Annotated in this window: 25 protein-coding genes and 1 pseudogene; 13 read left to right on the forward strand and 13 right to left on the reverse strand. The window is 62.5% G+C overall.

The window, feature by feature from the left end; genetic code table 11:
• Positions 1–45 precede the first annotated feature (45 nt).
• From HY896_11535 to HY896_11545, 3 genes are all read left to right on the forward strand, one after another.
• The gene (locus HY896_11535; protein ID MBI5576980.1) at positions 46–321 is read left to right on the forward strand and encodes a DUF1059 domain-containing protein; all 276 of its coding nucleotides are present in this window, start codon (positions 46–48) and stop codon (positions 319–321) included.
• A 235-nt stretch (positions 322–556) separates the two neighbouring features.
• A complete protein-coding gene (locus tag HY896_11540) occupies positions 557–1,579 on the forward strand; it encodes a fructose-bisphosphate aldolase class I (GenBank protein MBI5576981.1) in 1,023 nt (340 codons plus the stop codon).
• 116 nt (positions 1,580–1,695) lie between these two features.
• Positions 1,696–2,172 carry a glycine zipper 2TM domain-containing protein gene (locus HY896_11545; GenBank protein ID MBI5576982.1) on the forward strand — a complete coding sequence of 159 codons (477 nt, stop codon included), beginning with the start codon at positions 1,696–1,698 and terminating at the stop codon, positions 2,170–2,172.
• A 127-nt stretch (positions 2,173–2,299) separates the two neighbouring features.
• On the opposite strand, the gene HY896_11550 is transcribed toward HY896_11545, so the two are convergent.
• The 3 genes from HY896_11550 to HY896_11560 are packed head-to-tail and all read right to left on the reverse strand — an operon-like array spanning position 2,300 to position 3,847.
• Positions 2,300–3,310: an alcohol dehydrogenase catalytic domain-containing protein gene (locus HY896_11550; GenBank protein MBI5576983.1), complete on the reverse strand. Its 1,011-nt coding sequence runs from the start codon at positions 3,308–3,310 to the stop codon at positions 2,300–2,302.
• A gap of 54 nt (positions 3,311–3,364) precedes the next feature.
• The gene (locus HY896_11555) at positions 3,365–3,640 is read right to left on the reverse strand and encodes a hypothetical protein (protein MBI5576984.1); all 276 of its coding nucleotides are present in this window, start codon (positions 3,638–3,640) and stop codon (positions 3,365–3,367) included.
• Entirely contained in the window at positions 3,641–3,847 is a 207-nt protein-coding gene (locus tag HY896_11560; protein ID MBI5576985.1) for a hypothetical protein, read from the reverse strand. It abuts the gene before it with no gap.
• A gap of 276 nt (positions 3,848–4,123) precedes the next feature.
• On the opposite strand from HY896_11560, the gene HY896_11565 reads away from it, so the two are divergent.
• The gene (locus HY896_11565) at positions 4,124–6,865 is read left to right on the forward strand and encodes a PAS domain S-box protein (protein MBI5576986.1); all 2,742 of its coding nucleotides are present in this window, start codon (positions 4,124–4,126) and stop codon (positions 6,863–6,865) included.
• 17 nt (positions 6,866–6,882) lie between these two features.
• Here HY896_11565 and HY896_11570 read toward each other — a convergent pair whose 3' ends face one another.
• The 7 genes and pseudogenes from HY896_11570 to cdhC all read right to left on the reverse strand — a co-directional run bounded on the left by HY896_11570 (position 6,883) and on the right by cdhC (position 15,421).
• Positions 6,883–7,560, reverse strand: coding sequence for a hypothetical protein (locus HY896_11570; protein MBI5576987.1), 678 nt, complete (start codon positions 7,558–7,560; stop codon positions 6,883–6,885).
• A complete protein-coding gene (locus HY896_11575; protein ID MBI5576988.1) occupies positions 7,557–8,306 on the reverse strand; it encodes an AAA family ATPase in 750 nt (249 codons plus the stop codon). The genes HY896_11570 and HY896_11575 overlap by 4 nt, the downstream gene beginning before the upstream one ends.
• Positions 8,303–9,343 carry a methionine synthase gene (locus tag HY896_11580; GenBank protein MBI5576989.1) on the reverse strand — a complete coding sequence of 347 codons (1,041 nt, stop codon included), beginning with the start codon at positions 9,341–9,343 and terminating at the stop codon, positions 8,303–8,305. Before HY896_11580 ends, HY896_11575 begins: the two co-directional genes overlap by 4 nt.
• Positions 9,340–11,016 (reverse strand): DUF4445 domain-containing protein, encoded by a 1,677-nt coding sequence (locus tag HY896_11585; protein ID MBI5576990.1) that lies wholly within the window; start codon positions 11,014–11,016, stop codon positions 9,340–9,342. Before HY896_11585 ends, HY896_11580 begins: the two co-directional genes overlap by 4 nt.
• Entirely contained in the window at positions 11,009–12,361 is a 1,353-nt protein-coding gene (locus tag HY896_11590) for an acetyl-CoA decarbonylase/synthase complex subunit gamma (GenBank protein MBI5576991.1), read from the reverse strand. Before HY896_11590 ends, HY896_11585 begins: the two co-directional genes overlap by 8 nt.
• Positions 12,352–13,272, reverse strand: a complete 921-nt coding sequence (locus tag HY896_11595; GenBank protein ID MBI5576992.1) for an acetyl-CoA decarbonylase/synthase complex subunit delta — start codon at positions 13,270–13,272, stop codon at positions 12,352–12,354. The genes HY896_11590 and HY896_11595 overlap by 10 nt, the downstream gene beginning before the upstream one ends.
• Positions 13,269–15,421, reverse strand: a pseudogene (gene cdhC / locus HY896_11600) (CO dehydrogenase/CO-methylating acetyl-CoA synthase complex subunit beta). Before cdhC ends, HY896_11595 begins: the two are co-directional and overlap by 4 nt.
• Before the next feature lie 304 nt (positions 15,422–15,725).
• On the opposite strand from cdhC, the gene HY896_11605 reads away from it, so the two are divergent.
• Positions 15,726–16,946 (forward strand): ammonium transporter, encoded by a 1,221-nt coding sequence (locus tag HY896_11605; protein ID MBI5576993.1) that lies wholly within the window; start codon positions 15,726–15,728, stop codon positions 16,944–16,946.
• Between the two features lie 307 nt (positions 16,947–17,253).
• The gene (locus HY896_11610) at positions 17,254–18,474 is read left to right on the forward strand and encodes an ammonium transporter (GenBank protein MBI5576994.1); all 1,221 of its coding nucleotides are present in this window, start codon (positions 17,254–17,256) and stop codon (positions 18,472–18,474) included.
• Between the two features lie 30 nt (positions 18,475–18,504).
• On the opposite strand, the gene HY896_11615 is transcribed toward HY896_11610, so the two are convergent.
• Positions 18,505–19,362 carry a hypothetical protein gene (locus tag HY896_11615; GenBank protein ID MBI5576995.1) on the reverse strand — a complete coding sequence of 286 codons (858 nt, stop codon included), beginning with the start codon at positions 19,360–19,362 and terminating at the stop codon, positions 18,505–18,507.
• 102 nt (positions 19,363–19,464) lie between these two features.
• Between HY896_11615 and HY896_11620 the strand changes: the two genes are divergently transcribed.
• From HY896_11620 to amrA, 4 genes are all read left to right on the forward strand, one after another.
• Complete coding sequence (locus HY896_11620) at positions 19,465–20,238, forward strand: PIG-L family deacetylase (GenBank protein ID MBI5576996.1); 774 nt, start codon at positions 19,465–19,467, stop codon at positions 20,236–20,238.
• 29 nt (positions 20,239–20,267) lie between these two features.
• Positions 20,268–21,308 (forward strand): redox-regulated ATPase YchF, encoded by a 1,041-nt coding sequence (gene ychF, locus HY896_11625; GenBank protein MBI5576997.1) that lies wholly within the window; start codon positions 20,268–20,270, stop codon positions 21,306–21,308.
• Between the two features lie 62 nt (positions 21,309–21,370).
• The gene (locus tag HY896_11630) at positions 21,371–22,486 is read left to right on the forward strand and encodes a response regulator (protein ID MBI5576998.1); all 1,116 of its coding nucleotides are present in this window, start codon (positions 21,371–21,373) and stop codon (positions 22,484–22,486) included.
• A complete protein-coding gene (amrA, locus tag HY896_11635) occupies positions 22,486–23,028 on the forward strand; it encodes an AmmeMemoRadiSam system protein A (GenBank protein MBI5576999.1) in 543 nt (180 codons plus the stop codon). Before HY896_11630 ends, amrA begins: the two co-directional genes overlap by 1 nt.
• Here the strand turns inward: amrA and HY896_11640 are convergent.
• Entirely contained in the window at positions 23,003–24,568 is a 1,566-nt protein-coding gene (locus tag HY896_11640) for an AMP-binding protein (protein ID MBI5577000.1), read from the reverse strand. The two genes, amrA and HY896_11640, sit on opposite strands and share 26 nt — an antisense overlap.
• A 116-nt stretch (positions 24,569–24,684) precedes the next feature.
• On the opposite strand from HY896_11640, the gene HY896_11645 reads away from it, so the two are divergent.
• Positions 24,685–24,939, forward strand: a complete 255-nt coding sequence (locus HY896_11645) for a hypothetical protein (GenBank protein ID MBI5577001.1) — start codon at positions 24,685–24,687, stop codon at positions 24,937–24,939.
• Position 24,940: 1 nt separating this feature from the next.
• Entirely contained in the window at positions 24,941–25,630 is a 690-nt protein-coding gene (nth, locus tag HY896_11650; GenBank protein MBI5577002.1) for an endonuclease III, read from the forward strand.
• On the opposite strand, the gene HY896_11655 is transcribed toward nth, so the two are convergent.
• The gene (locus tag HY896_11655; GenBank protein MBI5577003.1) at positions 25,611–26,153 is read right to left on the reverse strand and encodes a cupin domain-containing protein; all 543 of its coding nucleotides are present in this window, start codon (positions 26,151–26,153) and stop codon (positions 25,611–25,613) included. The two genes, nth and HY896_11655, sit on opposite strands and share 20 nt — an antisense overlap.
• Positions 26,154–26,420: 267 nt before the next feature.
• On the opposite strand from HY896_11655, the gene HY896_11660 reads away from it, so the two are divergent.
• On the forward strand, positions 26,421–26,696 hold a 276-nt coding region (locus HY896_11660; protein ID MBI5577004.1), incomplete at its 3' end, for an ACT domain-containing protein.

The following is a 26,696-nucleotide window of genomic DNA, read 5'->3' on the forward strand; positions in this document are numbered from 1 at the left end:
TTCCACCCTTGTTGTATTCCGGTAGGTTCAGGACGGATTTTTTCCATGCGGAACCGCACGGGGATCGATCCGCATCACAAGAAAACGTGCGGGCAGTGTTCAACGCCTGCGGAAAACGACGGCCGGAGAAACGATATGTTCATATCGATAAATTGCAGGGAGATCGGGATGGATTGCGATTTCGTCGTCCACGGAGATACGGAAGACTCGGTTATGGAGATGATTATGCGGCACGTGAACGACGTGCACGCCGAAGATTGGTACGAAACCGAGGAACTCTACAGGGTAGCAATGATGAAAATCCGGGAGAAAGCCGCATAAAACAGTAGGCAGCCGCGGGCCTGTTCATCTGAAAGCGATTGCATATTAAACCAGGTGGGGAATTGCGGCTCCAAAAGTATGTATTGCGAATTCAACTTGCTCACCCCCCCCCGTTAAATAATATTTTGTTTCGGCAGTATGATGTAAAATAATGCAATTAGCTGTCCATGAGGTGAAACATAATTCGATCTTGCGGAATCTAAAAACGAATTCAATTGCCGGGAGGTGCGTAACGATGCCGGACAGAGAACTGGAAAACGTCGCACGATCCCTCGTCGCCCCAGGCAAGGGAATCCTGGCCGCGGACGAAAGCGCTCCGACCATCGAGAAACGGTTTAAAAGCGTGGGAGTCGCATCCACGGAGGAAAATCGGAGGGCATACCGGGAACTCCTTTTTACGACTCCGGCGATCGAGGAATTCATCAGCGGCGTGATCCTTTTCGACGAAACGATCCGGCAAAAGACCCGGCACGGGTTGCCCTTCCCGAAACTGCTTGAACGAAGGGGGATTATTCCCGGGATCAAGGTAGACCTGGGGGCGAAGCCGCTTGCCGGTTTTCCAGGAGAGAAAATTACGGAAGGGCTGGACGGCTTGCGGGAACGGCTCGCGGAATACCGTTCCCTCGGCGCCCGCTTCGCCAAATGGCGCGCCGTAATTTCCATAGGCGACGGCATCCCGACCATGGCCTGCCTGAAGGCGAACGCGCATGCGCTTGCGCGTTACGCCGCATTGTGCCAGGGGGGCGGTCTCATTCCGATCGTCGAGCCCGAAGTGCTCATGGACGGTCCTCACACCATAGAGCGGTGCGGTGAGGCGACCGCCGCGACGCTTGCCATGTTGTTCATCGAACTGGCCGAGCACCACGTCAGCCTGGAAGCGATCCTCCTCAAGCCGAACATGGTCCTGTCGGGCAAGGAGTGCCCGGTGCAGGCCGGCGCGAAGGAGGTCGCCCTCGCCACCGCGAGCTGGCTGCGGCCCCACGTTCCGCCTCCCGTTCCGGGCATCGTCTTCCTGTCGGGCGGACAGAGCCCGGAAGCTGCAACGGAACACTTGAGCCTGATGAACACCCTCGGAAACCACCCCTGGGAGCTCAGCTTCTCCTTCGGCAGGGCGCTTCAGGACCCGGTCCTCAGTGCATGGAAGGGGGACCCCGCAAACGCCGCCAAAGCGCAGCGAGCCTTCCTGCACCGTGCGCGTTGCAACGGTGAGGCGCGTTACGGAAGATACACCCGGGATATGGAGAAATCCGCCGCCTGAACGATATTCGGAGCGATATCCGAATAATCGTCATTCGGAATGCGTATCCCTTTGAGGGGATTTCGCATCGAAGGGGGCAGGTTTCGCATTAATAAAGGAAGATGCAGCGAGGAGGCATGAGAATGAAAATAGCCGTTATCGCACCGATCATATTGGCCTTGGCGCTTGGGGGATGCGCAAACACCATGGGGCCCAAGGAAACGGGAGGAACCCTCATCGGCGGCGCCACGGGAGCGCTGGTGGGCTCGCAGATCGGCAGCGGGAGGGGAAGGCTTCTCGGGGTCGCCGTCGGCACGATGGCAGGCGCGCTGATCGGCCGGGAAATCGGCAGTTCCCTCGACAGGGCGGACCGCGTCGAGATGGAGAGGACCGCGCAGTACAGCCTTGAGCATAACAGGACCGACGAGCCCGGCTCGTGGAGAAATCCGGACAGCGGGCATTCAGGCTCGATCACTCCGAAGAAGACGTACAGGACGGCCGAAGGGCGGTATTGCAGGGAGTATCAGCAGACGGTCATCATCGGAGGCGAGGAGCACCAGGCATACGGAACGGCGTGCAGGCAGCCGGACGGAACATGGAAGATCGTCAAGTGAGGGTGTAAAGGGGAGGCCTGCTTCGTTGCGCTCCTTCACCATACTCAACGGTATGCCTCAGTCGCGCGCCTTGCCGGCGCGGCGCATCGACGCTCTCTGTGCGTTACCGTATTTATGAAGTGAAGCACTAAGGAATCAGGACTGCCCTAAGGCGCACTTTCCCCACGCGCAGTTTTTGCAGGACCTCGTTGGCATTATCGAGAGGATGGCGCTCCACCATGGGGGCGATTCCGTGATCGGCGGCGAATCGCAGCATGGCATCCATGTCGTCCCGCGTGCCGATGACGGAGCCGCAGATATTTTTTTGCCCCGTAATGAGCCCGGCGGGGATCAGCGACGCTTTTTCCGCGATGGCTGCCAGAACCACCAGCGTTCCGTTTGGCCCGATGCCCGGGATGCATTGCTCGAACAGCTTTGCGGATATTCCCGTCAGCAGGATAAGGTCCGCTCCTCCCATTGCGGAGAGGCGTTTCCCGATTTTTTCCTTTTCGGTGTCGACAATCTCCCGGGCGCCCATCTTGCGCGCGAGGCCGTATTTCTCCTCACCCCGCAGAATCGCCACGACCGTCGCTCCCATGGCCGACGCCATCCGTATGCCCAGGTGTCCCAGGCCGCCGATCCCCGCGACCGCGACGGTTTTCCCCGCAAGGTTGCCCGCCCGGCGCAACGGCGCGAAAACCGTGATGCCTGCGCAAAGAAGCGGCGCCGCGTCCACGAGGTCGAGCCCTTCGGGTATCATGTGCGTGAAAGCCGCCGGCGCCGTGACGTATTCGGCATAGCCGCCGTTCACGGTGACGCCGGTGCTTCTCTGGACCGCGCAGAGCATTTCCGCTCCGGCGCGGCACGGGGGACAATCGCCGCAGGCGTACTGCATCCACGGCACACCCACCCTGTCGCCCGGCGAGAGGCCTTTCACGCCTGCGCCCGTCCTCTCCACGATTCCCGTCACCTCGTGGCCGGGCACGATTGGCAGGGGCGTCCCCCAGTCCTTCCAGTCTCCATCGACGAGATGGAGATCGCTGTGGCATACCCCGCAGGCGGCCACCCGGATCAGCGCTTCGTCCGGGCCCGGATCCGGAACGGGCAGCTCCGACATGACCAGCGGTTTTCCGAACGATTCGCATACTGCGGCTTTCATACGATTGTTCTCCTTATCGGCGCCGGCTCTATGCGGGGCTCCGCGACGAGCCGCTTATTCCGGAAGTTCGGCGATTTCCGCGGTGTCGCTCAGCTCGATGGCGCCCTTTACGCTCATGGCGCCCGGACAGGCCGTAATATATGTCGCCAGCGCATCGCGGGCTTCCCCGGTTTTTCCCTTGGGGACCATCATGGTGTACTTTACCCGGATTTTAGTTATCCTCAGGACGCCGTCGACGTCCTCGATGTCTCCCTCGACGTCCGCACGGTACCGGTCGCCGAATGTGGGGATCTTTTTACCGGCCAGCACCGTGGCCAGCGTGCCCATCATTCAGCCGCCGACGGCGCCGACGATGTGATCCAGCGTGGCAGCGTGCTCCTTTTCCGGCTCGACCTTGTAGAAATGCTTGATGCCTCCGTGTACGCCGTAGTACACAGGCTCCGCGAAGCCTTCGATCACGGCCTTCCGGGTCGGGCCCTTTTCGCGCGTGATCGAGATGCGGGAAGTATGAACAAGTCGTCCCATCGTTTCCTCCATTGCGCCGTTTCATCCTAAGAATACCCGACTCCGCGATTCGGTTCATCCGAATATACCAACCGGAAATAATTCCCGTTTTTCGATAATTCCGGATCGCACCCGATTCGACCGCATATCCATCTACGTGTTTTGCCTGCAAAAAAACCGATTGTTTTGCATATATTTACTGGCCGCCGGGGAATACGGAAAGGCAATTAATTGTCGCGGGCGTCAATTAAATAGTGGAATAATAGCGATCAAGTATTGGGAAGCCGGGGGTGGCTTCCCGGAGGTTTTTTGGCCGCCATTCTTGCCATTTCCGCCGCGCTTCAGTTCCTTGCGGCGTTCCTCTCCGTCCGGTTCGTTTACCATCGGCGGCTGGGCCGCCCCTGGCTGCTGGTTTCCGTTGCATTGATCATCCTCGGCGGACTTCGGCTTTCCACGCTGTTCGCGGGATATTACGACCCGGACCAGGCCATTCTCGATTCGGGAATCGAAACCATCTCCCTTCTCGTAGCCCTCCTGCTGGTCTGCGGATTCGCGCTGACGGAACGGTGGTTCCTCCTTAAGGAGCGGCTTGAAGGAAGATTCATGCTGCTTTCCGAAGTCGACCGTTCCCTGGTAGGAATTCTCGACGAGAACCGGATCATGTCCGTCGTGTGCGAGGTGTTGTGCCGGCAGAAAGGGTATCGTCTCGCCTGGATCGGCTCCGGAGAGCCCGACGGCAGCGTGCGGATAGTGAAATCCGCCGGAAAGGGCGAGGCCTTCCTTTTCGAAGCGGGGATCCGCTGGGACGACACCCCAAAGGGTCAAGGCGTCACCGGAACGGCGCTGCGGACCGGCAAGCCATGCGTCGTCAACCGGGTTGATGCCGATCCGGGGATGGCCGAGTGGAAAAGCGCTCTGTCGGAAGGCGGCATACACAGGGCCGTTTCCGTCCGCATCGAATCCGGCGGGCAGCCGGCTCTGGCTCTGACCGTTTATGCGGACTCGCGGTCCGCGTTCTCCGGCCTGGAAATCGAAGGGTTCCTCGCGCTTGCGTACCGCGTCGGCCAGGCGATCCAGAGCGCGAGGAGGCACGAATTCTTCGTAGCTGCGAAAAGCGCCTACGACGATCTATTGAGGACGCAAAGGGACGGGGTGATCCTTGTGAGGGGGGGGCGGATCGTGCGGGTTAATCCTTCCGCGTCGTCCATGCTTGCCTATCCGGATGGGGAGGAACTGGTCGGGGCGGATCCGGCTATCATCCTGAAGGAGCCGGAGGCTTGCCCGGAACATTCCGGCGTCCTGCGATGCGGCACCGGGGAGGGAGGAAGGTTCAAGGGGGAAGCGGAGATAGCCAGGAAGGACGGTTCCGTATTCTTCGGCGAACTCGCCGTTACGTGGCTGGCAAGGACCAACAGGAAATCGAACTTCTTTCCGAAGTACGACGGTCCGCTCGGCATGATAATCCTGAGGGACATCACCGGCAGGAAATTGGTCCTGGAGGACCTGCGAAGGCAGCGTGACTTCTCCGAGAAGATGCTCGACATCGCCGGGGTCCTCATCGCCCAGATGAATCCCCGGGGCGAAATCGTCCTGATAAATCGTCAGTTCGAAGAGATGACGGGCTACGCGTGGAGCCAGGTCTCCGGCCAGGAGATGGCGGGCCTCCTGATTTCCGGCTCGTGCCGGGCGGCCTACCGAAGGAACTTCGACCGGATCGTCGAAGGCGAGGTTTCGCAGAACGTGGAATTTCCTCTCGTGACCACCGCCGGGGAGGAGCGGCTGGTCGTCTGGAATCATGCCCTCTTGAGGAACCCGGAGGGAAACGCGATTTCGGTCGTCGCCACGGGCACCGACGTCACGGAAAGCCGCCGCCTCGAACGGCAGATCATACAGATGCAGAAGATGGAGGCGGTGGGGACGCTCGCGGGAGGCATCGCGCACGACTTCAACAATATCCTCACGGGAATCATGGGCAACCTCGATCTTGCCGCGAAAGTCGTGCCGCCGGAGTCGCTCGCGGCGATTCCGGTGCAGGAATCGATCAAGGCGTCGGAGCGGGCGGCGAATATGGTCCGGCAGCTTCTCGACTTTTCACGGCGGTCCCCCTCGGAAAGGAGGGCGATCGATCTCGGGAAGGTGGGCCGTGAGGTTGCGGATCTCGTCGCACAGACGATCGACCGGCGAATAGAAATGGATATCTGCGCCGCGGATGGCTTATGGCTCGCGATGGCCGACCCCAACCAGGCGCACCAGGTCCTGATGAACCTCTGCGTGAACGCCAGGGACGCGATCATGGAGCGGGCGGAAGGGAAGCAGTCCGGGGAACCGCCCGACGGCGGATACAGGATCCGGATAGTCACGAGTAACTTCACGGTGGGCGACGAGTATTGCCGCCAGTACCCTTACGCGCGCAAGGGCGACTACGTCGTCGTGTCTATTTCGGACAACGGGGCGGGAATGGACGAGGCGACGCAGCGCCGGGTGTTCGAGCCGTTCTTCACGACCAAAAAGCTGGGGAGGGGCACCGGACTCGGTCTTTCCACCGTGTACGGAATCGTCAAGCAGCACGAGGGTTGGGTAAACCTCGAAAGCCGGCCGGGCAAGGGGACCACGTTCCACGCGTACCTGCCGCGGGCGGAAGCAGGGGCGGAGGAGGAAAAATCCCGGGCGGGGGAAGTCGCCAGGGAAAAAATGGGCAAGGAGACGATCCTTCTCGTGGACGACGAGGAGATGATTCGCACGCTCGGCCGGCAGGTTCTCGAGGTGCACGGTTATTCGGTGCTGGTCGCGGCGGACGGCCAGGAGGCCGCCGACCTGTATTCCGCGCACCGCGACCGGATCGACCTCACGATCCTGGACCTTTCGATGCCGTACCTGTCGGGGAGCGAGGTCCTGGAGCGGATCCGCGGGATGAACCCGGGAGCCAAGGTCATAATGTCCAGCGGGCACCCGTCAAGGGAGACGTCACGCGCGTCCGCTTTCCTGCCGAAACCGTACCGCGCCGACAAGCTGACCCGCATCGTGCGGGACGTCCTCGACCGTTCGTCCTAGGCTAATTTTTCCTTCCGCTACTCTTTCAACGCCGACTTGATCGCGGCGCGGACGATGTATCCCGACAGGTGCATGATCGTGTCCTGGAGGTCGGGGTCGATCTCCATCGACGCAAGGCAGGGATGATGGTGGTGGCGCAGCGCACCTGTATCGGGCGCCTCCGCGACACGCGTGCCGCCGAGGATGGAGGCGACGAACTTCGCGGAGCCGCAGGGAGCGTCCCGCAGCACCTCGACGGACCCGACGCGTTCGCCGTCCCTCAGGATACGGAACTTCGGCCGCCCGAACTTCGCGGAGAATTCCCGCAGCAGCGGATCCGGTCCGCCGTCGAACCCGCAGAGGGGACGCGGAAAGGCGGCGGCGACGCCCATGGCGGAGAGCCGCTTCCGTACCTGGTTTTCCAGCCCCGCCGGGCATGACGACCGGTCGTCCACCGCGGCAAGGACAGCCTTGGCGCCGCACCGCCCGGCGATGTCCGGTATGAGCTCCGCCGCGCCCGGCTTTTCGTGGAGGGAAACAAGCAGGTCCGCCGCCGGCAGGGTTGCCGGAAGGAACTCTTCCGGATCGTCGATCACGATCGGAAGCCTCGCGGGAAGCGTGAGCACGCGGATCTCCCAATTCGCCGGACCGTATGCGCGGACATTTTCCGCAATTCGCTCGCCGTACCGGCCTTGCACCGAGAACAGGATCTTCAATTCGTCCTGCCGGCGAGCAGACCGCGGATCGCGCCGGCTACGGCGGCTGCGGCGGGCGAGGAGTCCGGGAGGTCGAGGAAGGAACGGCCTGCGTCCTCCCAGCCGGGAAGCGACGGATCATGCGGGATCTCGGCGAGCAGCGGCGCGGGAAAGGCCGATGGTTTCCCGGATGCGCCTGCGGCATACGGCCGGTTGAGAAGCAGCCAGGCTTTCCCGACGGGAAGGGAGAGATCGGAAGCCAATTCCAGGACCGCGCACGCAGCGGCCAATCCCCGCGGAGAAGGGTCGGCGACCAGGACGAGGTGGTCGATGCTCCGGAGGTTGCGCCGGGAGAGATGTTCCATCCCCGCCTCGTTGTCCACGACCACAGCGGCGTATCCGCCCGCAAGGCGCGCAAGCGACCTGCGAAGCAGGTTGTTCACGAAGCAGTAACAGCCCGGTCCCTCTCCCCGTCCCATCGATATGAGGTCGACGTCCTTTCCCTCCGAGACCCTTTGCTGGACCATCGCCTCGAGCCGTTCCTCCTTGGAAGTCGCGCCGCCGGGGGAATCCAGCAGTTCTTCCCTGATGGAGCCGAGCCCTTTAGGCGGCGGGATTCCGAGTAGGAGGTGAAGATTGGCGTTGGGGTCGGCGTCCACCGCCAGCAGCGGGCGGACTCCCGATGCGAGCAGCGCGCGCAGAAGAAGGGCGGAGCAGGTGGTCTTCCCCGTTCCTCCCTTTCCCGCGACGGCGATCAGGAGGCTCATTCCGTTATTCCCGCGAAACGCCGCCGAAGCAGGCGGGATAGTTCGCAGGTCAGCATGACCGCCCTTTCGGCATCCTCTTCCGGCAGAGTGCCCAGCCCGCAGGCGGGAGTGATGACCGCTGCGCGGACGACATCACCGCGGCCGATCCCCCGCGCCTCGAAATTGCCGAAAATCGCATCCATCCTGTCCGCCAGCGTGACGGGAGTTTCCGAGCGTATCCCTTCCGGGGAAGTGGGGACGATCCCGAAGGCGAGCTTACCCCCACGGTCGAGGAATGCCTTCACCTCTTTCGGGTACAGCAGCAGCGAGTCCGCGAACCCGTACGCATCGAAAGACAGGTATTGCGTCCGGGACGAGAGGACGAGCCCCCAGTCGGTGTTCGCGCAACAGTGTATCCCGCACCGCGTTCCGGGCAGGCCGTCGAAGATCTCGTTCAGGCATCCGACCACTTCTTCCCTCCCGAGGGAAAGGAGGGAAGATCCCACCGAGGCGAGATACGGTTCGTCGAGCACCATGATGACTTCGGAAGAGAGGCGCGAGAGCGCAGAAACCTGCCACTGGGCGACGCGCAGAAGATGCTTCACGAGGATATCGCGGCCGACGGGATCGTAGAAAAGGGGCTTCTTGTCCCGGTCCGTGACCATCAAACCGAAGGAGAGGGGGCCCGTTACCTGTCCTTTGACGGCGGAATACCGTCCTGCTCCGGATGCAAGGAGCGCATGGAGACCTGCCGCCCGTTCCGCCGGGATTGCGAAGGATGAGGCGTCTTCGCCGAGGAACCGCTCGTAAAAGGACTCGGCTTCGGCAAGGACCTTCTCCCCGACCTCCACGAAAAGCTTGTCCCCGTCGATGACCGCCCCGGGCAGGCCGGCCGCATATTGGATGTACATGGATTCGAGGAATGTCCGGCGGGGAAGCTGCGGCCAGCAGGGGACGTCGCGGAATGCCGAAAGGACCAGCCGCACGGCGGTTTCCGGGTCGGCGTGCGGCAGGCTGCCGACGCCCGTGGGAAGAAAAGGCGAAAGGCCGCCGCTCACGAGCCGGTCTCCGGGGGAAGTGTCGCGCGGTAGCTTTCGGCGTCCGTATGCGGAATGAACAGGGCTCGCTGATAGAGATCCATGAAGGCGTGGTCGGCGGAAAGGTCGTGGTAGTCGGTCGAGGAGCAGACCGCCAATGCTTCCTCCCACCGCTTCCGGTTGCGAATGGCGCCGATCGCGCCTGCCAGCGACGCGTTCCCGAGAAGGACGAACTTGCCGAGCGGGAATGGCGGAAAGACGCCGAGCGTGAGCGCCGAACGAAGATCGAGGAAATTGCCGAACCCTCCCGCGATGAATACCCTCTCGACCTTGTCTCTCGAAAGGCCCACCGCCCGGCAGAGCGCGTCTGCGGCGGCGCACAGGGCGGCCTTGGTGCGGACGACGCTTTTCAGGTCGGACGCGGTGAAGGCGATCTCGGAGGCGGTGGCGCTCTCGTCCGGTCCCGCTACGACGAACGCTTTCCCGCGTTCCGTTTCGCGGAAGGGTGCGCCCTCGCGGTGCACGAATCGGCCGGCGCGGTCGACGAGCCCGGTCCTGAACAACTCGGCGCACAGGTCGAGGACCCCGGAACCGCAGATGCCCGCGGGTTTCCTGCCGCCGATCACCGTACATTCCACCTCGAACGTCGCGGGATCGATGCGGACGGAATCGATCGCTCCCGGATACGCCCTCATCCCGCAGGCGACTTCTCCCCCTTCGAATGCAGGCCCGGCGGAAGAGGAGCAGGATATCCGGAATTCCCTGTTCCCGAGCGCCACCTCGCCGTTCGTCCCAACGTCGTAGAAGAGCGACATCGCATCCTCACGGTGCATCCCCGACGCGAGGATCCCCGCTACTATGTCCCCGCCGACGAATCCGCCTATCGAGGGAAAGAGCCGGAAGCGTGCGGAGGGGGCCGATTCGAATCCCAGCTCCAGGCCCGTCTTCGACGGGTACTCCTTTAGCACCGGGCGGTGGGGCGGCCGTCGGACGGGGGAGGGGGACAGGCCGTAGAGAAAGTGGGATATGACCGTGTTACCGGCGGAGACCACCTCCATGATCTCCCCATCTACGGGGGAAGAGCGCAGGAGGCCGGAAATCAACCGGTCGACCCCTGCGATGAGGAGCCTGCGGAGAATGGAAAACCCTTCGGCCTTCTCCTCTTCGAATACGATCCGTGAAATCAGGTCCTCTCCGCAGGCCATCTGCGGGTTGTCGGCCGCGCCCCTGGAGAGCACTGCGCCGTTGCGCAGGTCGATCAGCGCGCCCGCAAGCGTGCTGGTCCCGGCGTCCAGCGCCACGCCGAGCGGATTGCCTTTCCGCGGGACGACGTGCAGGGGCAGGAACGGGCCGTCGCCCGCCGTGTCCTTCCCCTCGATGTACGCGGTCAGCCGGGCGGGGCGGCTTTCCGGCAATACGGTGACGTCCACATCGCCTTCGAGCGGCACGCAACGGCAGGCGAGGCGTATCCCTGCGCGCAGGTCATCATGGGAAAGGACGCCGGGATCGTCGCCGCCGCTTGCGCTTCCCGAAACTGCGACGCGGCACTTTCCACAGCGCCCCTCTCCGCCGCACGGCGAAAGGATCGGCACGCCGGTGCGCATTGCGTGGGAAAGGACGGTGTCTCCCGGGGACAGCGATGCGGTTGCTCCTTCCGGGAGAAACCGTATCGTTCCTTTCCCGGTGTCACCCATTGGACGGAGCGAACGCCGCCGGGGGAAGCCGCCGGAGGTATGAGGATAACGAGGAGGACTCCTGTGGTCCGACGAGGACGCGCCATTTCGAAAGTTCCTCGAGCTTTCCGGAGAGACGGGCCACCATCCCGGGAAGGATGAGAGTGCGGTGTTCCACCTTCGCCGCGATGCCGCTGTCGGCAAGCAGTCCCGCGATGCTCTCGGAGGTGAATTTCCCCGCGGCCCAGGCCGTTAGCACCGACATCCCGTCGCACTCGGCTATCAAGAGGTACGCCGGCGTCTTCGACGCCTCCACGTCGCTGCGGACCGTGAAATACGTCAGGGAAAAGTTGGTGGTGACGAGCACGGGAGAGGCAGGGGAAGCCTTCCCGATGGGATAGATCCCCGGTTCCACCTGGATCGGCCTCTGCGGGTCCGTGTACAGGTTCTGGCGCAGCGTCAGGAGCGGGAAGATGTCGGACGGGTCCGCGGTATCGAGCACGAGGAGCGAGCCGTATTTCGCGATGAGAAGGCAGGCGGCCTCGAACGGCCGGGGAAAACCACGTCCGAGGTCGAACGCCGTGGGATAGGCGATCTCCCGCGCGCGGTGAGCGATGGCCAGCCTTCGAATGAAAACCGAGTCTGCGACGGCGCTTGCGACGTCCCCGGGCATGGGATCCGCGACGAGTTCCATCACACCGGCCGCGCGCGCCGCGGCGAGGGCGCCCTCGAGCCCATCGATCCCCCGGGCGCTCACGGCGAGGGGGAGCTTCGCCGAGACGGCGAGCGCTGCGCCTTCGGCCGCGTCCCCGGCGGGCGGCCTCAGAAGCGGGCGAGACTCGCCGACCTCGCGGACCGCGGCCGAAAGCGCCGCGCACGTCCCCGAAAGAACGAGCGGCTTTCCGCATCGCGACAACGCCGTCGCGGCGGTCTTCGCGAACTTTTCCGGGTCTCCGGAGTCGAAGCGCACGGCGACCATGTCTACCGCGAGTACCTGGCCCACGCGCTCGAAAGTGAGAGCTGAAACCGCGCGAAGCCTTTCCTCGAGCGCTTCGCCGCCGAGCGCGTCGGAGACGGATACTGCGATCGCGGTCGGGTGGTAGAAGGTCTTTTCGTGCCGGAACAGCACCACCTCGTCTCCCAGCGTGACCGCGCGATCCTCCGTCCCGACGACCACGCGCGGCAGGGGCGGCGCGGTGGCCGCGCCGAGCGCCGCTTTCGCCTCGCCGGACGCGGGAGGGCACTTGTCGATCCCCGCCTTTCCCGCCGCCATCTGCATGGCGAACGCGAGGCAGGTGGGGAAGCCGCATTCCTTGCAGTTGGTCTTCGGGAGCAGCTTGTAGATGTCAAGCGCGGTCAGCGCCATGCCGCCTCCCGGAATGCCTGGACGTTGTCGGGATGCCGGAATACCAGGAGGTCCGCCCCCGCGGCGAGGCATGCCCACCCCGTCGCTTCTTCCCACCTGCGTCCGCGCACGACCGCATCGCCCCATGTGACCTCGGACGCATCGACCGCCTCCCTCGCCTTCCAGGCGTCTCCAAGGTGGCACAGAACGGGCCGGGCCAGCATGGCGTCGCCGGAAAGCCCCGCGAGCCGGATCCGTTCCACGATCGAGTATGTGTATTCCAGTCCGTATCCGAGTCCGCCCGTAAGCGGGTCGATCAGGATCCTTTCAGGAGGGACGCCGATATCCGACAGGAGAAGATTAGCCTGTTTCGCCATGTTGATGTCGATCGGGGACCAGGCGACGACCCCGTGGCCGTACGCAAGGGCGGCGCCGCCCACCAGCCGGTAATTCTTTTCGTCGGCGTAAGAAAGGAAGACGGGGCGTGTCGCGGCTTCGGCGATTGCGGGGAAGAGCGCGGCGTCGGTTCCCTCTTCGCCGCAGCCTCCCACTATTACGGGGCAGGAGACGGCGGAAAGGACTTCGCGTACGATCCGCGCCCCTTCTTCCGCCGGTTGTCCGCCGCAGTCGGGATGGCAGCCGTCCAGCGCGAGGAATATGAACTGCGCCTTCCAGTCTTCCGCGCAGCGCTTCGCGAATGCGGCGGGGTCCGTGATCCCGCCCTCGTATGCCTTGGCGAGGGAGGAAGGCAGATCGCCCCCGCCGGTACGCACCTCCATCCCGAAGGCGGCCCCGTTGGGTTTCTCCCCTTCGGGCGCGAGGTGGAGCGCGTTCTGTCCGCCCACGGTCACGGGCGTTCCGCCTTCGCCGGCGGGCAGCGTCACGGGGAGGATCCGACCCGGAAAGGACTGCCTGGGCGACGGTACGGTCATAGCAGCGGCGGCATGGAGAGAGCCGGGTGCCCCACTTTCTTGAGGTGCTTCACAAGTTCTTCCGGTGTGACTGCGACCGTCTCGTCGGCGATCCTGTCGACCAGGTCCGGCATGCCGATCTCGGCCGCCCGGGCCGCAAGATCGGCCCCCAGGTATTCCTTCATCTCCTTCGTCATCCATACGACGCGTGCGAGGCCTCCCTCCGCGGCAAGGAACCGCCTGCTGAGAAGATAATGCTTTCCCACCCCCATGAAGCCGGGGGTCTGGGCGCCCCCTCCGACCGATCCCGCCAGCGTCGAAAACCCCATCCCGCACGGTGTCTCCGCCCCTTCGAACTCCCGGTTGACCGCCATCACTCCGTTCGCTTCGGGGATCACAGCAAGGATGCACTCGAAGCAGCCGCAGGAAGTCATGGGGGCGTCCATGATCGAGTAGAGGTTGAAGCCCGGAACGGTGTTGCGCGAGTGCTCCCTTACGAATGCGTTCACCCCGTCCCACGCGCCTTTCACGGGATCGAGGACCGCTCCTTTCTTCACGGGCTGGTTAGGCCCCGTCGGTGTGATTTCGTATCCCGCTTTCCCGTCGAGCCAGTTTATCGCTCCGCACAGCCCCAGCCGCTCGGGGGCGACGATGCAGACGTGGTTCGGAGCGAACGACTGGCAAAGGGTGCAGGAGTAGAACTCCTCGACGGCGTCGTCGGTCAGCGTCTTCGCACGCGCGTCGCGCTCCGCGTAAACGGTCCTGGCGAACGCCATTCCATTCCTAACGTCCTCATCGAGGGTGTGGATCGCCACTGACACCCGGTCGACGATGTTCTCGAAGTCGGCGTGCATCTTCGCGTAGAGCATCATCCCAAGGTCCGCGAGGCTGAATCCCTTGTCCTTCGCTTCGCAGGAGATCCGGATCCACGTGGTGTCCCGTTGGGCCACGTGCATCGTGCCTTCACCGTAATTGACGATCCGGTGTATGCGTCGCTCCAGCACGGATTCGAAGTCCTTCTGCATGCGGTTTCCGGCGACAGTGACGACGATCCCGAGAGGGAGCGTCCCGCCCTTCGGAAGATCGGAGATGTCGGGGCCGACGACGGATATCTCCTTGTCGCGAACTTCCGACATCGGGGCGGAGACGACCAACTCGTAGGCGGGGCCGCGACCCCCGCCGAATTCCGCATACGTGTCGCTTTTGCGGATTCGTTCCCCCTCGTACGCGGGGCCGAACGCGATGGGGATAGGGATCTTCACGATCTTCGCCTTTATCCCGCGGACCTCCATGCCGACCCGGACCATCTCTTCCCCTGCGGGGCGCCGCAGCAGGGCGCCGGGAAACTCCGGGAGATTCGTGTCGGTGATGACGGGAAATCCGGCCTTCATCGCCCCGGCGATAACGGCGAGCCCGATATCGTCCATGGGACCCAGCGCGCAGACGAACGCCTTTACCCGCTGGGAGAGGTAGTTGTACATCGCCGAGGACTGGCCGCGCCCGATGCCGCCGAAGGTCAGTCCCGCCCGGACGGCGAAGTTGACGGCGTGAATGACGGCGGGGAGCGGACCGAGCGGAAACGTCTTGAAGTCGTCACCGAGCTTCACGCCCGCCTTGTTCATCTGTTGCGCCACATCTCCCGCCAGGAAGACGAGGAGCCCGATTTCCTGGAACTGCCGGACCATGGCGGCGGCCGCCGCCGGCTCCGAAGCCCTGCCGATGACCACCGCGACTCCCGGCACCGTGCCGTCGACCATGAAGATGCCGAGTTTGCGCAGGATCGAGTCGGGGACGAAGCCGACCGAAGGCGGCGCGAACGGGTTCCCGTCCTTGTGCGAAAGCGCCCCAAGCACGTCGGCGGCCAGCAGTGTGGCGGCCCCGGCCTCCAGGGCGTTCTCGAGCGTCGGGGAATTCCGAAGGAGCCCTTCCGCACGATCGAGGACCTTCCCGCCGTCCGCAAGCGTGGTCGTCTTCAAATCCGTCAGGCCGAACGCGACGGGAAGTTCGTACGCGGTGTCCGGATAACCGAGGGAGGCGTTTCCTCCCCGCCGTGCGGTCTGATGGGACAGGGATTCCCTCGTCAGAGAAATGACGCTTCTCGCGCCCCGTATGCAGGACGAGCAGAACGATTCGGTCATCTCGACTCCTTGTGGGGAGAAACGGCAGTCATAGGTCGTTCTGAAATTGTAATGCATGGGAAACTCCCGAACCAAGGAAAATCGGGCGCGGGCCGCACCCTTCCCGCACGGAATCAGCCGCGAAACACGGCATGCGTCCTTGCCATCCCATCGGGGGAAGGCGGCCCTTCGGTAAGTTCATCGGGAGACGATAATGTCAGTATAGCGACAAATGTGTGCGTACGTTTTCGGCGCTTTCGGGAAAACATATTGAATAACACGGGATCGCGGTTGGCACGGCGGTTGCCGTTTCGTCGTTCCGTCGGCAACATCACCTGTCACCAGGGAGGTAACCAAATGAATACCGGCGACACGGCGTGGCTGCTCGTATCGGCGGCGCTCGTGATGCTCATGACGCCCGGGTTGGCGCTCTTCTACGGCGGAATGGTCCGCAGGAAGAACATCCTCGGTACGATCATGCAGTCCTTCATCATCCTCGGGGTGATAAGCGTCGAGTGGATCCTCGTCGGCTACAGCTTCTCCTTCGGGCCGGACCACGGCGGCGTCATCGGCGACCTTTCCTGGTTCGCCCTGAACGGCGTCGGGCTCACCCCGTTCAAGGATTACGCCGCCACGGTTCCACACCAGGCGTTCATGATCTACCAGATGATGTTCGCGGTCATCACCCCCGCGCTGATCACCGGGGCTTTCGCGGAGCGTTTCAAGTTTTCCACCTTTCTCGTGTTCACGCTTCTCTGGGCGCTGCTCGTCTACAATCCGGTGGCGCACTGGGTGTGGGGAATCGGCGGATGGATCCGCAACCTGGGCGCTCTTGATTTCGCCGGAGGGACCGTCGTCCACATCACCTCAGGCGTCAGCGCTCTCGCGGCGGCTCTCGTCATCGGGAAGCGGAAGGGGTTCGGCGTCGACAACATGGCGCCGCACAACCTGCCGATGACGGTGCTCGGCGCCGCGATCCTCTGGTTCGGCTGGTTCGGGTTCAACGCGGGGAGCGCTCTCGCGGCGGGCGACCTTTCCACCAGCGCCTTCGTCAACACCCATACGGCTGCGGCGACGGCGACGCTTTCCTGGGTATTTGCCGAGTGGATGCACCGCGGGAAGCCGACGGTGCTCGGCGCCGCATCCGGTTGCGTCGCCGGTCTGGTCGGGATCACTCCTGCCGCGGGGTTCGTGCAGCCGATGGGCGCTCTCGCCATCGGGCTCCTGGCGGGCGCCGTCTGTTACGGGGCCGTGATGATGAAGGGAAAGTTGGGATATGACGATTCCCTGGACGTAGTCGGCGTGCACTGCGTTGGAGGCACGCTCGGAGCGCTGTGCACCGGACTGTTCGCCACGACCGCCGTCAACGCGGCGGGGGCGAACGGGCTTCTGTACGGAAACCCGAAGTTGCTCGCCATCCAGGCGTTGGCGGTCGCCGTGACATTGGTGTACTCCTTCGCGGTAAGTTTCGGGCTTCTGAAATTGCTCGACATGACCATGGGGCTCCGGGTTTCCAAGGAGGACGAGATACAGGGCCTCGACGTGTCCATGCACGGGGAATCGGGATACAACTGGTGAGAAATAAGGTTTAAGTTCCCGTATCCGCCGGCGCGGCGACCGTCCGGAGGGAAATGCGGGGCAAGGTCCTCCGTGGAGGTGATGGGGCCGACCATTCCTTATCGGAGGGGGGACGCCGGGTTTTTCCCGGCGCCCCCATTATGTAGTTATTACTTCATAAACGTTTCACGATCGACGTTTATGTAGCTCATCTTGTCTCGTCCTTCCGCGAATGTCCTTCATTATCGAAGATTTCGTACCCGGCATGGGGATTGCCAATTCTCCTCGAATCGGCCCCACTTCACCTCGCCCGGAGGAGGATTAAGGTATGAACACCGGCGACACCGCCTGGCTGCTCGTCTCCGCAGCGCTCGTCATGCTCATGACCCCCGGATTGGCGCTCTTTTACGGCGGAATGGTCCGGCAGAAGAACATCCTGGCCACCGTCATGCAATCGTTCATCGTTCTCGGGCTGATCAGTATCGAGTGGATGCTCGTCGGCTACAGCTTTTCCTTCGGGCCTGACCGCGGAGGCGTCATAGGAGACCTTTCGTGGTTCGCGCTGAACGGCGTCGGGCTCGACCCGTTCAAGGACTACGCGGCAACGGTCCCCCACCAGGCGTTCATGATCTACCAGATGATGTTCGCGGTCATCACCCCCGCCCTGATCACGGGAGCGTTCGCGGAACGGTTCAAGTTCTCCACGTATTTAGTGTTCGCCCTCCTGTGGTCGCTTCTTGTGTACAACCCGGTGGCCCACTGGGTGTGGGGGACCGGCGGATGGCTGCGCAACCTCGGGGTGCTCGATTTCGCCGGCGGGACCGTCGTCCACATCACCGCGGGTGTCAGCGCTCTCGCGGCGGCGCTCGCGGTCGGAAAGCGCCGCGGATACGGACTCGAAATCCTTGCCCCGCACAACCTGCCGATGACGGTGCTCGGCGCCGCGATCCTCTGGTTCGGCTGGTTCGGATTCAACGCGGGGAGCGCCCTTGCGGCGGGGAACCTCTCCACGAGCGCGTTCGTGAATACCCATATGGCCGCCGCGGCCGCGACCCTGACCTGGGTTTTCGCCGAGTGGATCCACCGTGGCAAGCCGACCGTACTCGGCGCGGCCTCCGGATGCATCGCGGGCCTCGGCACGATTACCCCTGCCTCCGGTTTCGTAGTGCCGGCCTCCGCCGTCGCCATCGGCGCCGTGGCGGGAGTCGTGTGCTACTGGGCGGTGATGATGAAGGGGAAACTTGGCTACGACGATTCGCTGGACGTGGTCGGCGTCCATTGCGTCGGCGGGACACTCGGGACCCTGGCCACCGGAGTGTTCGCCACTACCGCGGTCAACTCCGCAGGGGCCAACGGGCTTCTGTACGGAAATCCCAGGCAATTGGCCGTGCAGGCGTTGGCCGCAGGCGTGATCCTCGTCTACTCGTTTGCGGTGAGTTACGGCCTGTTCAAGGTTCTCGACAAGACCATGGGGCTTCGCGTGGCGGATGAACACGAAATCATGGGCCTGGACCTGTCGCAGCACGGGGAGGCGGGGTACAACTCGTAAATACCGGCCGCGGAGGGAAAAGGCGGCGGCTCACTGCGCCAGCGCGGCATTCCGGTTAGACAGCTCGACAGTGGTGGTTCCCCCGCGAACCGCCACCGGAAGGTCCCACACGATCTGCACGTTCCCGTGCAGCATGCGGGCGTACAGGAAGTACATGCCGTTTCCCAGCTTCACTTCCGCCGACCCGTCCTCCCGGACGGGGACGTTTTCTATCTTTATTCCCTTGAGTGAGTCGTCGAGCCCGACGGCGCTGCGGACGGCCTGTTCCTTGCCGATGACGAGGTTGGTGATCAGGTCGTAATAGAGTGTCCTGTACATCTGCTCGTAACGGTCCACGGTGGCCGCCAGCTCGATGACCTCCTCCCTGGGCATCATGGAAACGAACGTCCATCCCTTGGGTGCGAACCGATCGGTCGGAGAGAGCCGGAGATAGTCCCGCACGGGGCGTGACGAGATCCCGATGCGGTCGACCGTCGCTTCGTGCGCCCGCTCTCCCGGCGTTTTTCCATCCGCGAAGGTGAATTCCTTTGGGTCTACGTTCAGCAGGTACAGGCGGGTATCCTTGCCGCGGACGTATCCTTCCGGTTTCAGGTAGACCCCGATCCTGAGGAGGATTATTCCTTCCTGCCGGGGGATGGCTTCTCCCTGCGGCGCGGTCAGGATTTCGAGCACGTTGCCGCCCCGCGTCCACTTGACCTTCGTATGGGCGTAGTTTTCCAGGATCCAGGCCGGTATGAACACCTCGTCCTTGACGGCGAGCCCCTTGGCGTCGAGCGGGAGGCCGTCGACGAGGATGGCGATGTCCGGATTCGCGAGGGCGGCGGAGCACAGCAGGAGGAGGATGAGGACTGCGGCCGGCAATCCGGCGCAGCGGGGTATCGGCTTCATGGGGACCTCCAGGCGTTCGCCCCAATGATACTTCCGTTCGGTTCCTTTGTGTTATGTTTAAAATTTACGATCGTGAATAATCGCTTCAGAGGCGTCCGGAAATTGAAACGAAAGATGCTCTTCCTGCTGGCCCATCCCGACGATGAAACATTCGGGCCGGGAGGCACCATCGCGAAATATTCGGCCGAGGGGGTTGCCGTATATCTTGCGGTGGCCACGAAGGGGCAGGCGGGAATGGCGGGGGATCCTCCTCTCACCGACAGGGAGCACCTGGGAGAAGTACGCGCCGCGGAGCTGATGTGCGCAGCAGGGGTTCTCGGAATACGGAAAGTCGCTTTCCTGGGCTTCGAGGATGGGCGGCTCGTCCAAACACCACTGGACTGCCTCGTGGAGAAATGCGTCGAGCAGATACGCCGGGTGCGGCCCCATGTGGTCGTCGGTTTCGGTCCGGAAGGCGTGTCCCGCCATCCCGACCACATGGCGATGTCGCGGGCGGCGGCGGAGGCGTTCGATGCGGCGGCGGACCCTTCGCGGTTTCCCGGACAGCTCGTGAACGGAGTTACTGCGTGGGCGTCCGCGAAGTTGTACCGGATCGAGGTCGAAAGGGAGATATTGGAACATTGGAACGTACCGTTCGCGGGCGTTCCGCGGAAAGAGATCACCACCGTCGTCGACACTTCGTCCTATGTAGATACGAAAATCGAAGCGTTCGGATGCCACCGAACCCAGTCGAAGGATTCCGCGAGGATTCTTGCCCGGGAGGGATACCGCGAGTTCGCGCGCAGGGAAACATTCGTGCTCGCGAAGTCCCGTCTTCCTCGCGTGAACCTGCCGGAAATCGACATGTTCGACGGGATACCGGACGAGCCCCGGTGAGAAATGCGGGCCAGGAGGTGTAACCGGCGATGAAAGTGGGAATCTTCGGGCGGGACGGGTCGGGCAAAAGCACTCTTTTCCGGGCGCTGGCCAGCGGAGGGGAGGCCCCTTCCCGGGGGCAGTCGGCGGGGCTTTGCACGATACGGGTTCCCGACGACCGTGTGGACCGGCTCGCGGGGGTTTTTCATCCCAGGAAAGTGACGCATATTACGATAACATTCGAGGACATCGATACGAAAGAAGGGGAACTGCTCCCGCCTGACACCCTTGCGAATATCAAGGGATCGGACGTTCTGGCAGTGGTCGTACGGGGGTTTTCCGACGACTTCCACCCCGCGCCTCCGGCGGGGCTCGATCCTGTCAGGGAATTCCGGGCGATCGACTCCGAACTTGCGCTGTCGGACTACCTGATCGCCCAGAAGCGGATAGAGCGGATGGCGAAGGAAGCCAGGCGCGATATCGAATGGACGACGCTCCACAAGGCGATAGCGGTTCTCGAGAAGGAGGTCCCCCTTCGGCAAGTTGCCTTTTCCGCGGAGGAAAAACGGGTGCTTTCGGGATTCCGGTTAGCGAGCATGCTTCCCGTCATCCTCGTTTTGAACGTCGGGGAGAATGAGCTGTCCGTCGAAGCATACCCGGAACTCGACGGGGTCGCAGGGGAACGCGGCATCCCGCTCCTGCGCCTTTCGGCGAAGATCGAGGAGGAAATTGCCCAGCTTTCCCCGGCGGAACAGGCGGACTTCCTGAAGGAAATGGGGATTGCGGAAAGCGCTAGGGACCGGCTGGTGCGCGGCGCGTTCGAGGCCATGAATTACATAAGTTTTCTGACGGTGGGCGAAGACGAGGTCCGGGCGTGGAACATCCCGAAGGGATCGACGGCCCTGATGGCCGCGGGGAGGATACACTCGGACCTCGAAAAGGGATTCATCCGCGCGGAAGTCATAGCCAGTGAGGACTTCCTGCGGTGCGGATCGATGGCGAAAGCGAAAGCCGAAGGAAAATGGAGACTTGAGGGGAAAGAGTACATCTTAAGGGACGGGGAGATATTTCACGTCCGGTTCAATGTATGATCCGGTGAATAGTTGAAAAAAAAGATTAAATATTTGATCGGCGGTTTCCGAACAGGTTCTTGATGAGTACACTTGCGCACATGGGAAGTCCTTCGCTCGGCCACGATCCGGAAGGGGTTACCGTCCTCGTCGTTGACGACGAGGAATTCATCCGCACGCTGGTTCGCGAACGGCTTGAAATAGCAGGGTATTCCGTGGACGAGGCATGCAACGGAAGGGAAGCGCTGTCACGGTTGGCCGCGAGCGATTACACGGTTCTCCTGACCGATATCCGCATGCCGGAAATGGACGGGATCTCACTCCTCAGGGAAGCCACCACGAGATTCCCCGAGGTGGCCGGAATTGTCATGTCGGCGCATGCCGAGCTCGATACCGCAGTTTCCGCCTTGAAGATAGGCGCCTGCGACTACATAACCAAGCCCTTCAACTTCGATGTTCTTCTTATCACTATCGAGAACTCCATCCGCAAGAAAGCCCTCGAGAGGGAGCTCCAGGACTACCAGGTTAACCTGGAAAAGAAGGTAAAGGAGCAGACCGACCTCATCAACCAGATGTACATCAGGTCGATCGATTCCCTCATCAAGGCGCTGGAAGCCAAGGATTTCTATACGCGAGGCCATTCCCAGCGTGTGACGATGTACTCCGTCGCGATCGGAAAGGAGATGCGGCTGGCGTCCGGGCAGATCGACGTGCTCCACCAGGCCGCCATCCTCCACGACCTGGGTAAGATCGGTGTCCGCGAGGCCGTGCTCAACAAGCCCGGCAAGCTGACGGAAGAGGAATTCAAGGAGATCATCCTTCATCCCGAAGTGGCTACGAAGATTCTCGAGCCGATCCCTAATTTCCGCCCGCTTCTTCCCGCGATCCTGCATCACCACGAGCGGTACGACGGCAAAGGGTATCCTGGACATCTCAAGGGAAAGGATATTCCTCTCGAATCCCGCATCATGGCGATTGCCGACACCTTCGACTCCATGACCTCGACCCGTGCCTACCGTAAGGCTCTCTCCCTGGAAACGGCGAACGCCGAAATCCTGAGGTGCTCTGGAAGCCAGTTCGATCCCGATATCGTCCCGGTTTTCCTCGGAGTTCAGGGAAAGATAGAGATTCTTGGCGACCTGAACGACCTGATCCTGCCCGACGGCCACGTGGACGCCATCTTCGCCCGATCGGGCTGATGGCTCCCTATCTGACGAAAGAGGAACGCCTGGAACTGCTGGCGATCGCCCGCCGTGCGGCGGCTTCGTACGTCAAGGAGGGGAAAGTCCCGAAGGAACGCCCCGAATCGCAGAAGCTTGCGGAGCCCGGGGCGGCCTTCGTCACCCTGACGCGCGAAGGGCGGCTGCGCGGGTGCATCGGCTACACCGAGGCGACAGGCCCGCTTTACAGGACGGTTCAGGAGTGCGCGGTGGCGGCCGCCACCGAGGACCCGAGGTTCTCGCCGGTCCGGCCGGGAGAGGTGGAAGACATAAGGATCGAGATATCCGTGCTGACGCCGCTCATCCCCGTGCGTGCGGAAGAAGTGGCGGTCGGCGTCCACGGGCTTTTGGTCCGAAAGGGAGCGAGGCGCGGGTTGCTGTTGCCGCAGGTGGCTTCGGAATACGGATGGGACAGGAAGGAGTTCCTTTCCCACACCTGTCGGAAAGCGGGGCTTCCTGCCGACGAATGGGAAAAAGGGGCCGAACTGTTCTCGTTCACCGCGGAGGTATTCGGCGAGTAGGTCCGGAAACTTCGGTCTTGTCCTTCAGCTTCATTTTCAATACCTTTCCCTGGCTGTTCCTGGGCAGCGAAGCCATGAAATCGACCGAATGGGGAACCTTGAATGCTGCCATGTTTTCCCTGCAATGGGAAAGGATGGCGTCGGCGTTCGCCCTTGCCCCTTCCTTCAGGGCGACGACGGCCACGGGAACTTCTCCCAGGAGATAATCCGGACGCCCGATGACCGCTGCCTCTTTCACATCGGGATGCTCCGATAGGATATCCTCGATTTCCCGCGGATAGACCCAGATTCCTCCTACGGAAAGCGCGTCGCGCTTCCGGTCGACGATGTAGATGTATCCATCCTCGTCCACGGAGGCCATGTCGCCGGTGTAAAGCCATCCGGCCCGCAATGCGAAGACGGTGTACCCCGGATCGCGGAAATATCCCTCGAAGACGTTGGGGCCTCGCGCGGTGATTTCGCCGATCCGATGGGGGCCGACCGGCTTCCCGGATTCGTCGACGACACGGACCTCGACCCCAATGGCCTCCTTGCCCACCGACATAAGCGTCCGCATGTACGGCGAGCCTTCTTCGAGCGAATGGTCTTCGGCATGGAGGAACGTCAGGACGCCGGCCGATTCCACCAGCCCGTAGGACTGCACCAGCCTGCAACGGAAGAACCGGATGGCGCGCTTCTGGAGATCAATGGGGATCCACGTTCCTCCGTAGAGGACCATGCGAAGGGTCGCGAGATTGAATTCCGGCGCGGCGGGAAAGTCCAGTATGCGCGCCATCATGGAAGGAGTGAGCAGAAGGTGTGTGATCTTGCGGTGCTCGATCGTCCGAAGCACCTCCCCGGGGTCGAAATCCCGCAGGATGACGATCGTCCCTCCCATGTACTGGAACCGCAGCAGCCGCCCTGTTCCCGTCATGAACGGAAGCGGCGTGCAGGACAGGTAAACGTCGTTCCGGGAAAGGCCGAGCTCCAGCGCCGCGGATGCGGATGCCGCCATCAGGTTCCGGTGTGTAAGCATCGCTCCTCGCGGAGTCCCGGAGATGCCGCCGGTATATATGACCATTGCGATGTCGAATTCCGAAAGGGGCGGTTCGTCTGCCGTTCGCGGGTCCGGCGGCTGTTCCGTTTCCGCCGGGACTGAACCCCGTGGCTGCGTTCCCACCGGGACGAACCAGGTCAGGGACGGCGAGACTTCCCTTATCCGGTCCGCCACGGCCTTGAATTCCTCGGAATACAGAAGGGCCTTGACGTCGGCGTGCAGAAGGATCGCCGAGAGTTCCCGGGCGATCATCTGCTCGTTGAGCGGAAGCATCGCCGCGCCGGTACGGGGGATAGCGTAGAGAAGTTCGACATAGAGGGGTGAATTGCGCATCAGGACGGCTACCCGGTCACCTTTTCCGATCCCCATGGCCTTCAGATCCGCGGAGCGCCGGCCCACCCGCGCCGCAAGCTCCCGGTAAGTGACGTTTTCCTCTTCCGCGGCGAGGGCGACCCTTTCCGGATGGATGCGGGCGTTCCGGGCGAGAATGTCGTGGATGAGCAAGACGAAAAAACCTCCGGCGTCGCCGTTTCGCGGCGCGCCTGGTGAGAGATGCGGATTAACAGCGTATACTAAACCGACCGGCGCCGTAAAGCGCTAATGCCCCGAAGGGGTTCCCCATGGATGCGGAAGATTTCGACGTTTACCCCATTGTCCACGAAGGAAAAGTTTACAACATCATCACCCCGTTCGACATGACGTTTCCGGAGGTGCATGCCATGCTTTCCTGGCTGGACGGAGAGGGGGCGTTCGCGATCACCCCCGGCGATGATGAAATGGGTACCGAAAAATTGTTCTCGTGCACCGTTCTCGGCGTTACGTTCGAGGTGGATGTCCAGGGATACGAGGTGATCGTCTTCAGAAGGAGCGTTTGAGTTGCCGACGCGCAGTCCTCCCGCTCCGGTTCATTTCGTGCTCGATTTTCTTGCGCGCGCGTATCCCGATGCCGCGATCGTGCTCGACTTCAGTGGGCCGTTCCGGCTTCTCGTCGCCACGGTGCTCGCAGCCCAATGCACCGACGAGCGCGTAAACCGGGTGAGCCCCGGACTGTTCCGCAGGTACCCGGATCCGCGCGCACTCGCGGCCGCTCCGCAGGATGAGGTGGAGGAAGCCGTCCGCCCGACGGGGTTCTACCGGAACAAGGCAAAGGCGATCCGCGGGATCGCCGCCGCCATCGTCGAGCGGCACGGGGGGGAAGTTCCGGGGACGATGGAGGCCCTGACCGCCCTGCCGGGCGTGGGCCGCAAGACGGCGTCGATCATTCTCGGCGCCTGTTTCGGAGTTCCTGCGCTGCCGGTGGATACGCATGTCGCAAGGGTTTCGTTCCGCCTCGGCCTGACGGCGTCGAAGGATCCGGTGAAGATCGAACAGGATCTTTCCGGAAAAGTGCCCGAGAGAAACCGGTGGGAATTTGCGACACGCCTCGGATGGCACGGACGGCGTATCTGCGTTGCACGAAAACCGAAATGTGCGGAATGCGGTCTGGAGGCGGTCTGCCCCAAAAACGGAGTGAAACAGGGGCGTGCCGCGTGCCCTCCCGCCGGGTTCAGGAGGCCGTCACGATAAGTATCTGCGTTTCCTTGTCCGCGGCATTGTGCCACCGGTACGGCGTGTTTCCGCGGAAGTAAAGGCTGTCGCCCTCCTCGAGCCGCACCATTTCCCCGTTCAATTCGACGTCCAGCGCACCCTTCACGACGAGGAAGAATTCCTCTCCTCGATGCGTGATGTAGTCCTCTCCGCTGGACGAGCCGGTCTTCAGGACGCTCAGCATCGGCAGGAATCGCTGGCCGGGGAGACCCGAAGCCAGGCTGAGGAAATCCGCGTTTCTAACTTCGGACGCAAGCCGCACCCTCTTGTCCGCGCGAGTCACGATGTACGAAAGCTCGCTTTCGCCAAGGAGAGTGGATAGCGACTCCCCAAGAGCCTGGCCGATGGAAGCCAGCGTGTTGACCGTCGGCGACGAGACGTTCCGCTCGATGGCGCTGATGGCCGTTGCGGAGATGCCGCTTTTCTCGGCTAACTCCTGAAGGGTCAGCCCCTTCTTTTTGCGCATGCTCTTGATGTTTTTCCCGACGTTCATCGAATCCACGATGTTCTCTCCTCCACGGAAGTGAGGTTATGCATGAAGTTCCCCGTATCTCGATGAAAGCATTATCATGGTTGCATGCTCTTACTAACTATAACAGATTATTGGAATCAATTGCATATAGCCAGGATTCCATTAAACCGGCGAAATGTTCTTCCCGCAAGGCAGGGTTTCGACGCCGGGGGAATTTCCTTGTGTTGAGAACGAGGGATTCACTAAAATATCCGCTTACATCAGGTCCCCGCTCTTCCAGGGCAAAGGGAGGATATCATGGCAACCATTCTGTCGCCCAGTGAAAGCTACAGCATCACGATCCGCGTTGAGATCCAGAACAAGCCGGGAATGTTGGGAAAGGTGACGACCGCCATCGGCGAAGTAGGCGGCGACATCGGCGCGGTGGACCTATCCGGTCACGGGAAAGGCACGGTGACGCGGGACATCACGGTGCGGGCGCGTGGGATCGATCATGCGCAGGAGATCATCACGGCGGTTCGTCAGGTGCAGGGGATCAGGATCGTCAACGTCTCGGACCGTACGTTCCTGAAG

It is taken from the genome of Deltaproteobacteria bacterium, assembly GCA_016218975.1.
Taxonomy (GTDB): domain Bacteria; phylum Desulfobacterota; class Deferrimicrobia; order Deferrimicrobiales; family Deferrimicrobiaceae; genus JAENIX01.

Coding starts and splice junctions, on each gene's coding strand:
- HY896_11550 (MBI5576983.1), bottom strand. CDS start 3,310: ATGAAAGCCGCAGTATGCGAATCGTTCGGAAAACCGCTGGTCATGTCG.
- HY896_11630 (MBI5576998.1), top strand. CDS start 21,371: ATGAGTACACTTGCGCACATGGGAAGTCCTTCGCTCGGCCACGATCCG.
- HY896_11585 (MBI5576990.1), bottom strand. CDS start 11,016: ATGGGTGACACCGGGAAAGGAACGATACGGTTTCTCCCGGAAGGAGCA.
- HY896_11560 (MBI5576985.1), bottom strand. CDS start 3,847: ATGGAGGAAACGATGGGACGACTTGTTCATACTTCCCGCATCTCGATC.
- HY896_11575 (MBI5576988.1), bottom strand. CDS start 8,306: ATGAGCCTCCTGATCGCCGTCGCGGGAAAGGGAGGAACGGGGAAGACC.
- HY896_11535 (MBI5576980.1), top strand. CDS start 46: ATGCGGAACCGCACGGGGATCGATCCGCATCACAAGAAAACGTGCGGG.
- amrA (MBI5576999.1), top strand. CDS start 22,486: ATGGCTCCCTATCTGACGAAAGAGGAACGCCTGGAACTGCTGGCGATC.
- HY896_11605 (MBI5576993.1), top strand. CDS start 15,726: ATGAATACCGGCGACACGGCGTGGCTGCTCGTATCGGCGGCGCTCGTG.
- HY896_11615 (MBI5576995.1), bottom strand. CDS start 19,362: ATGAAGCCGATACCCCGCTGCGCCGGATTGCCGGCCGCAGTCCTCATC.
- HY896_11555 (MBI5576984.1), bottom strand. CDS start 3,640: ATGATGGGCACGCTGGCCACGGTGCTGGCCGGTAAAAAGATCCCCACA.
- HY896_11645 (MBI5577001.1), top strand. CDS start 24,685: ATGGATGCGGAAGATTTCGACGTTTACCCCATTGTCCACGAAGGAAAA.
- HY896_11595 (MBI5576992.1), bottom strand. CDS start 13,272: ATGACCGTACCGTCGCCCAGGCAGTCCTTTCCGGGTCGGATCCTCCCC.
- ychF (MBI5576997.1), top strand. CDS start 20,268: ATGAAAGTGGGAATCTTCGGGCGGGACGGGTCGGGCAAAAGCACTCTT.
- HY896_11545 (MBI5576982.1), top strand. CDS start 1,696: ATGAGAATGAAAATAGCCGTTATCGCACCGATCATATTGGCCTTGGCG.
- HY896_11590 (MBI5576991.1), bottom strand. CDS start 12,361: ATGGCGCTGACCGCGCTTGACATCTACAAGCTGCTCCCGAAGACCAAC.
- HY896_11540 (MBI5576981.1), top strand. CDS start 557: ATGCCGGACAGAGAACTGGAAAACGTCGCACGATCCCTCGTCGCCCCA.
- HY896_11610 (MBI5576994.1), top strand. CDS start 17,254: ATGAACACCGGCGACACCGCCTGGCTGCTCGTCTCCGCAGCGCTCGTC.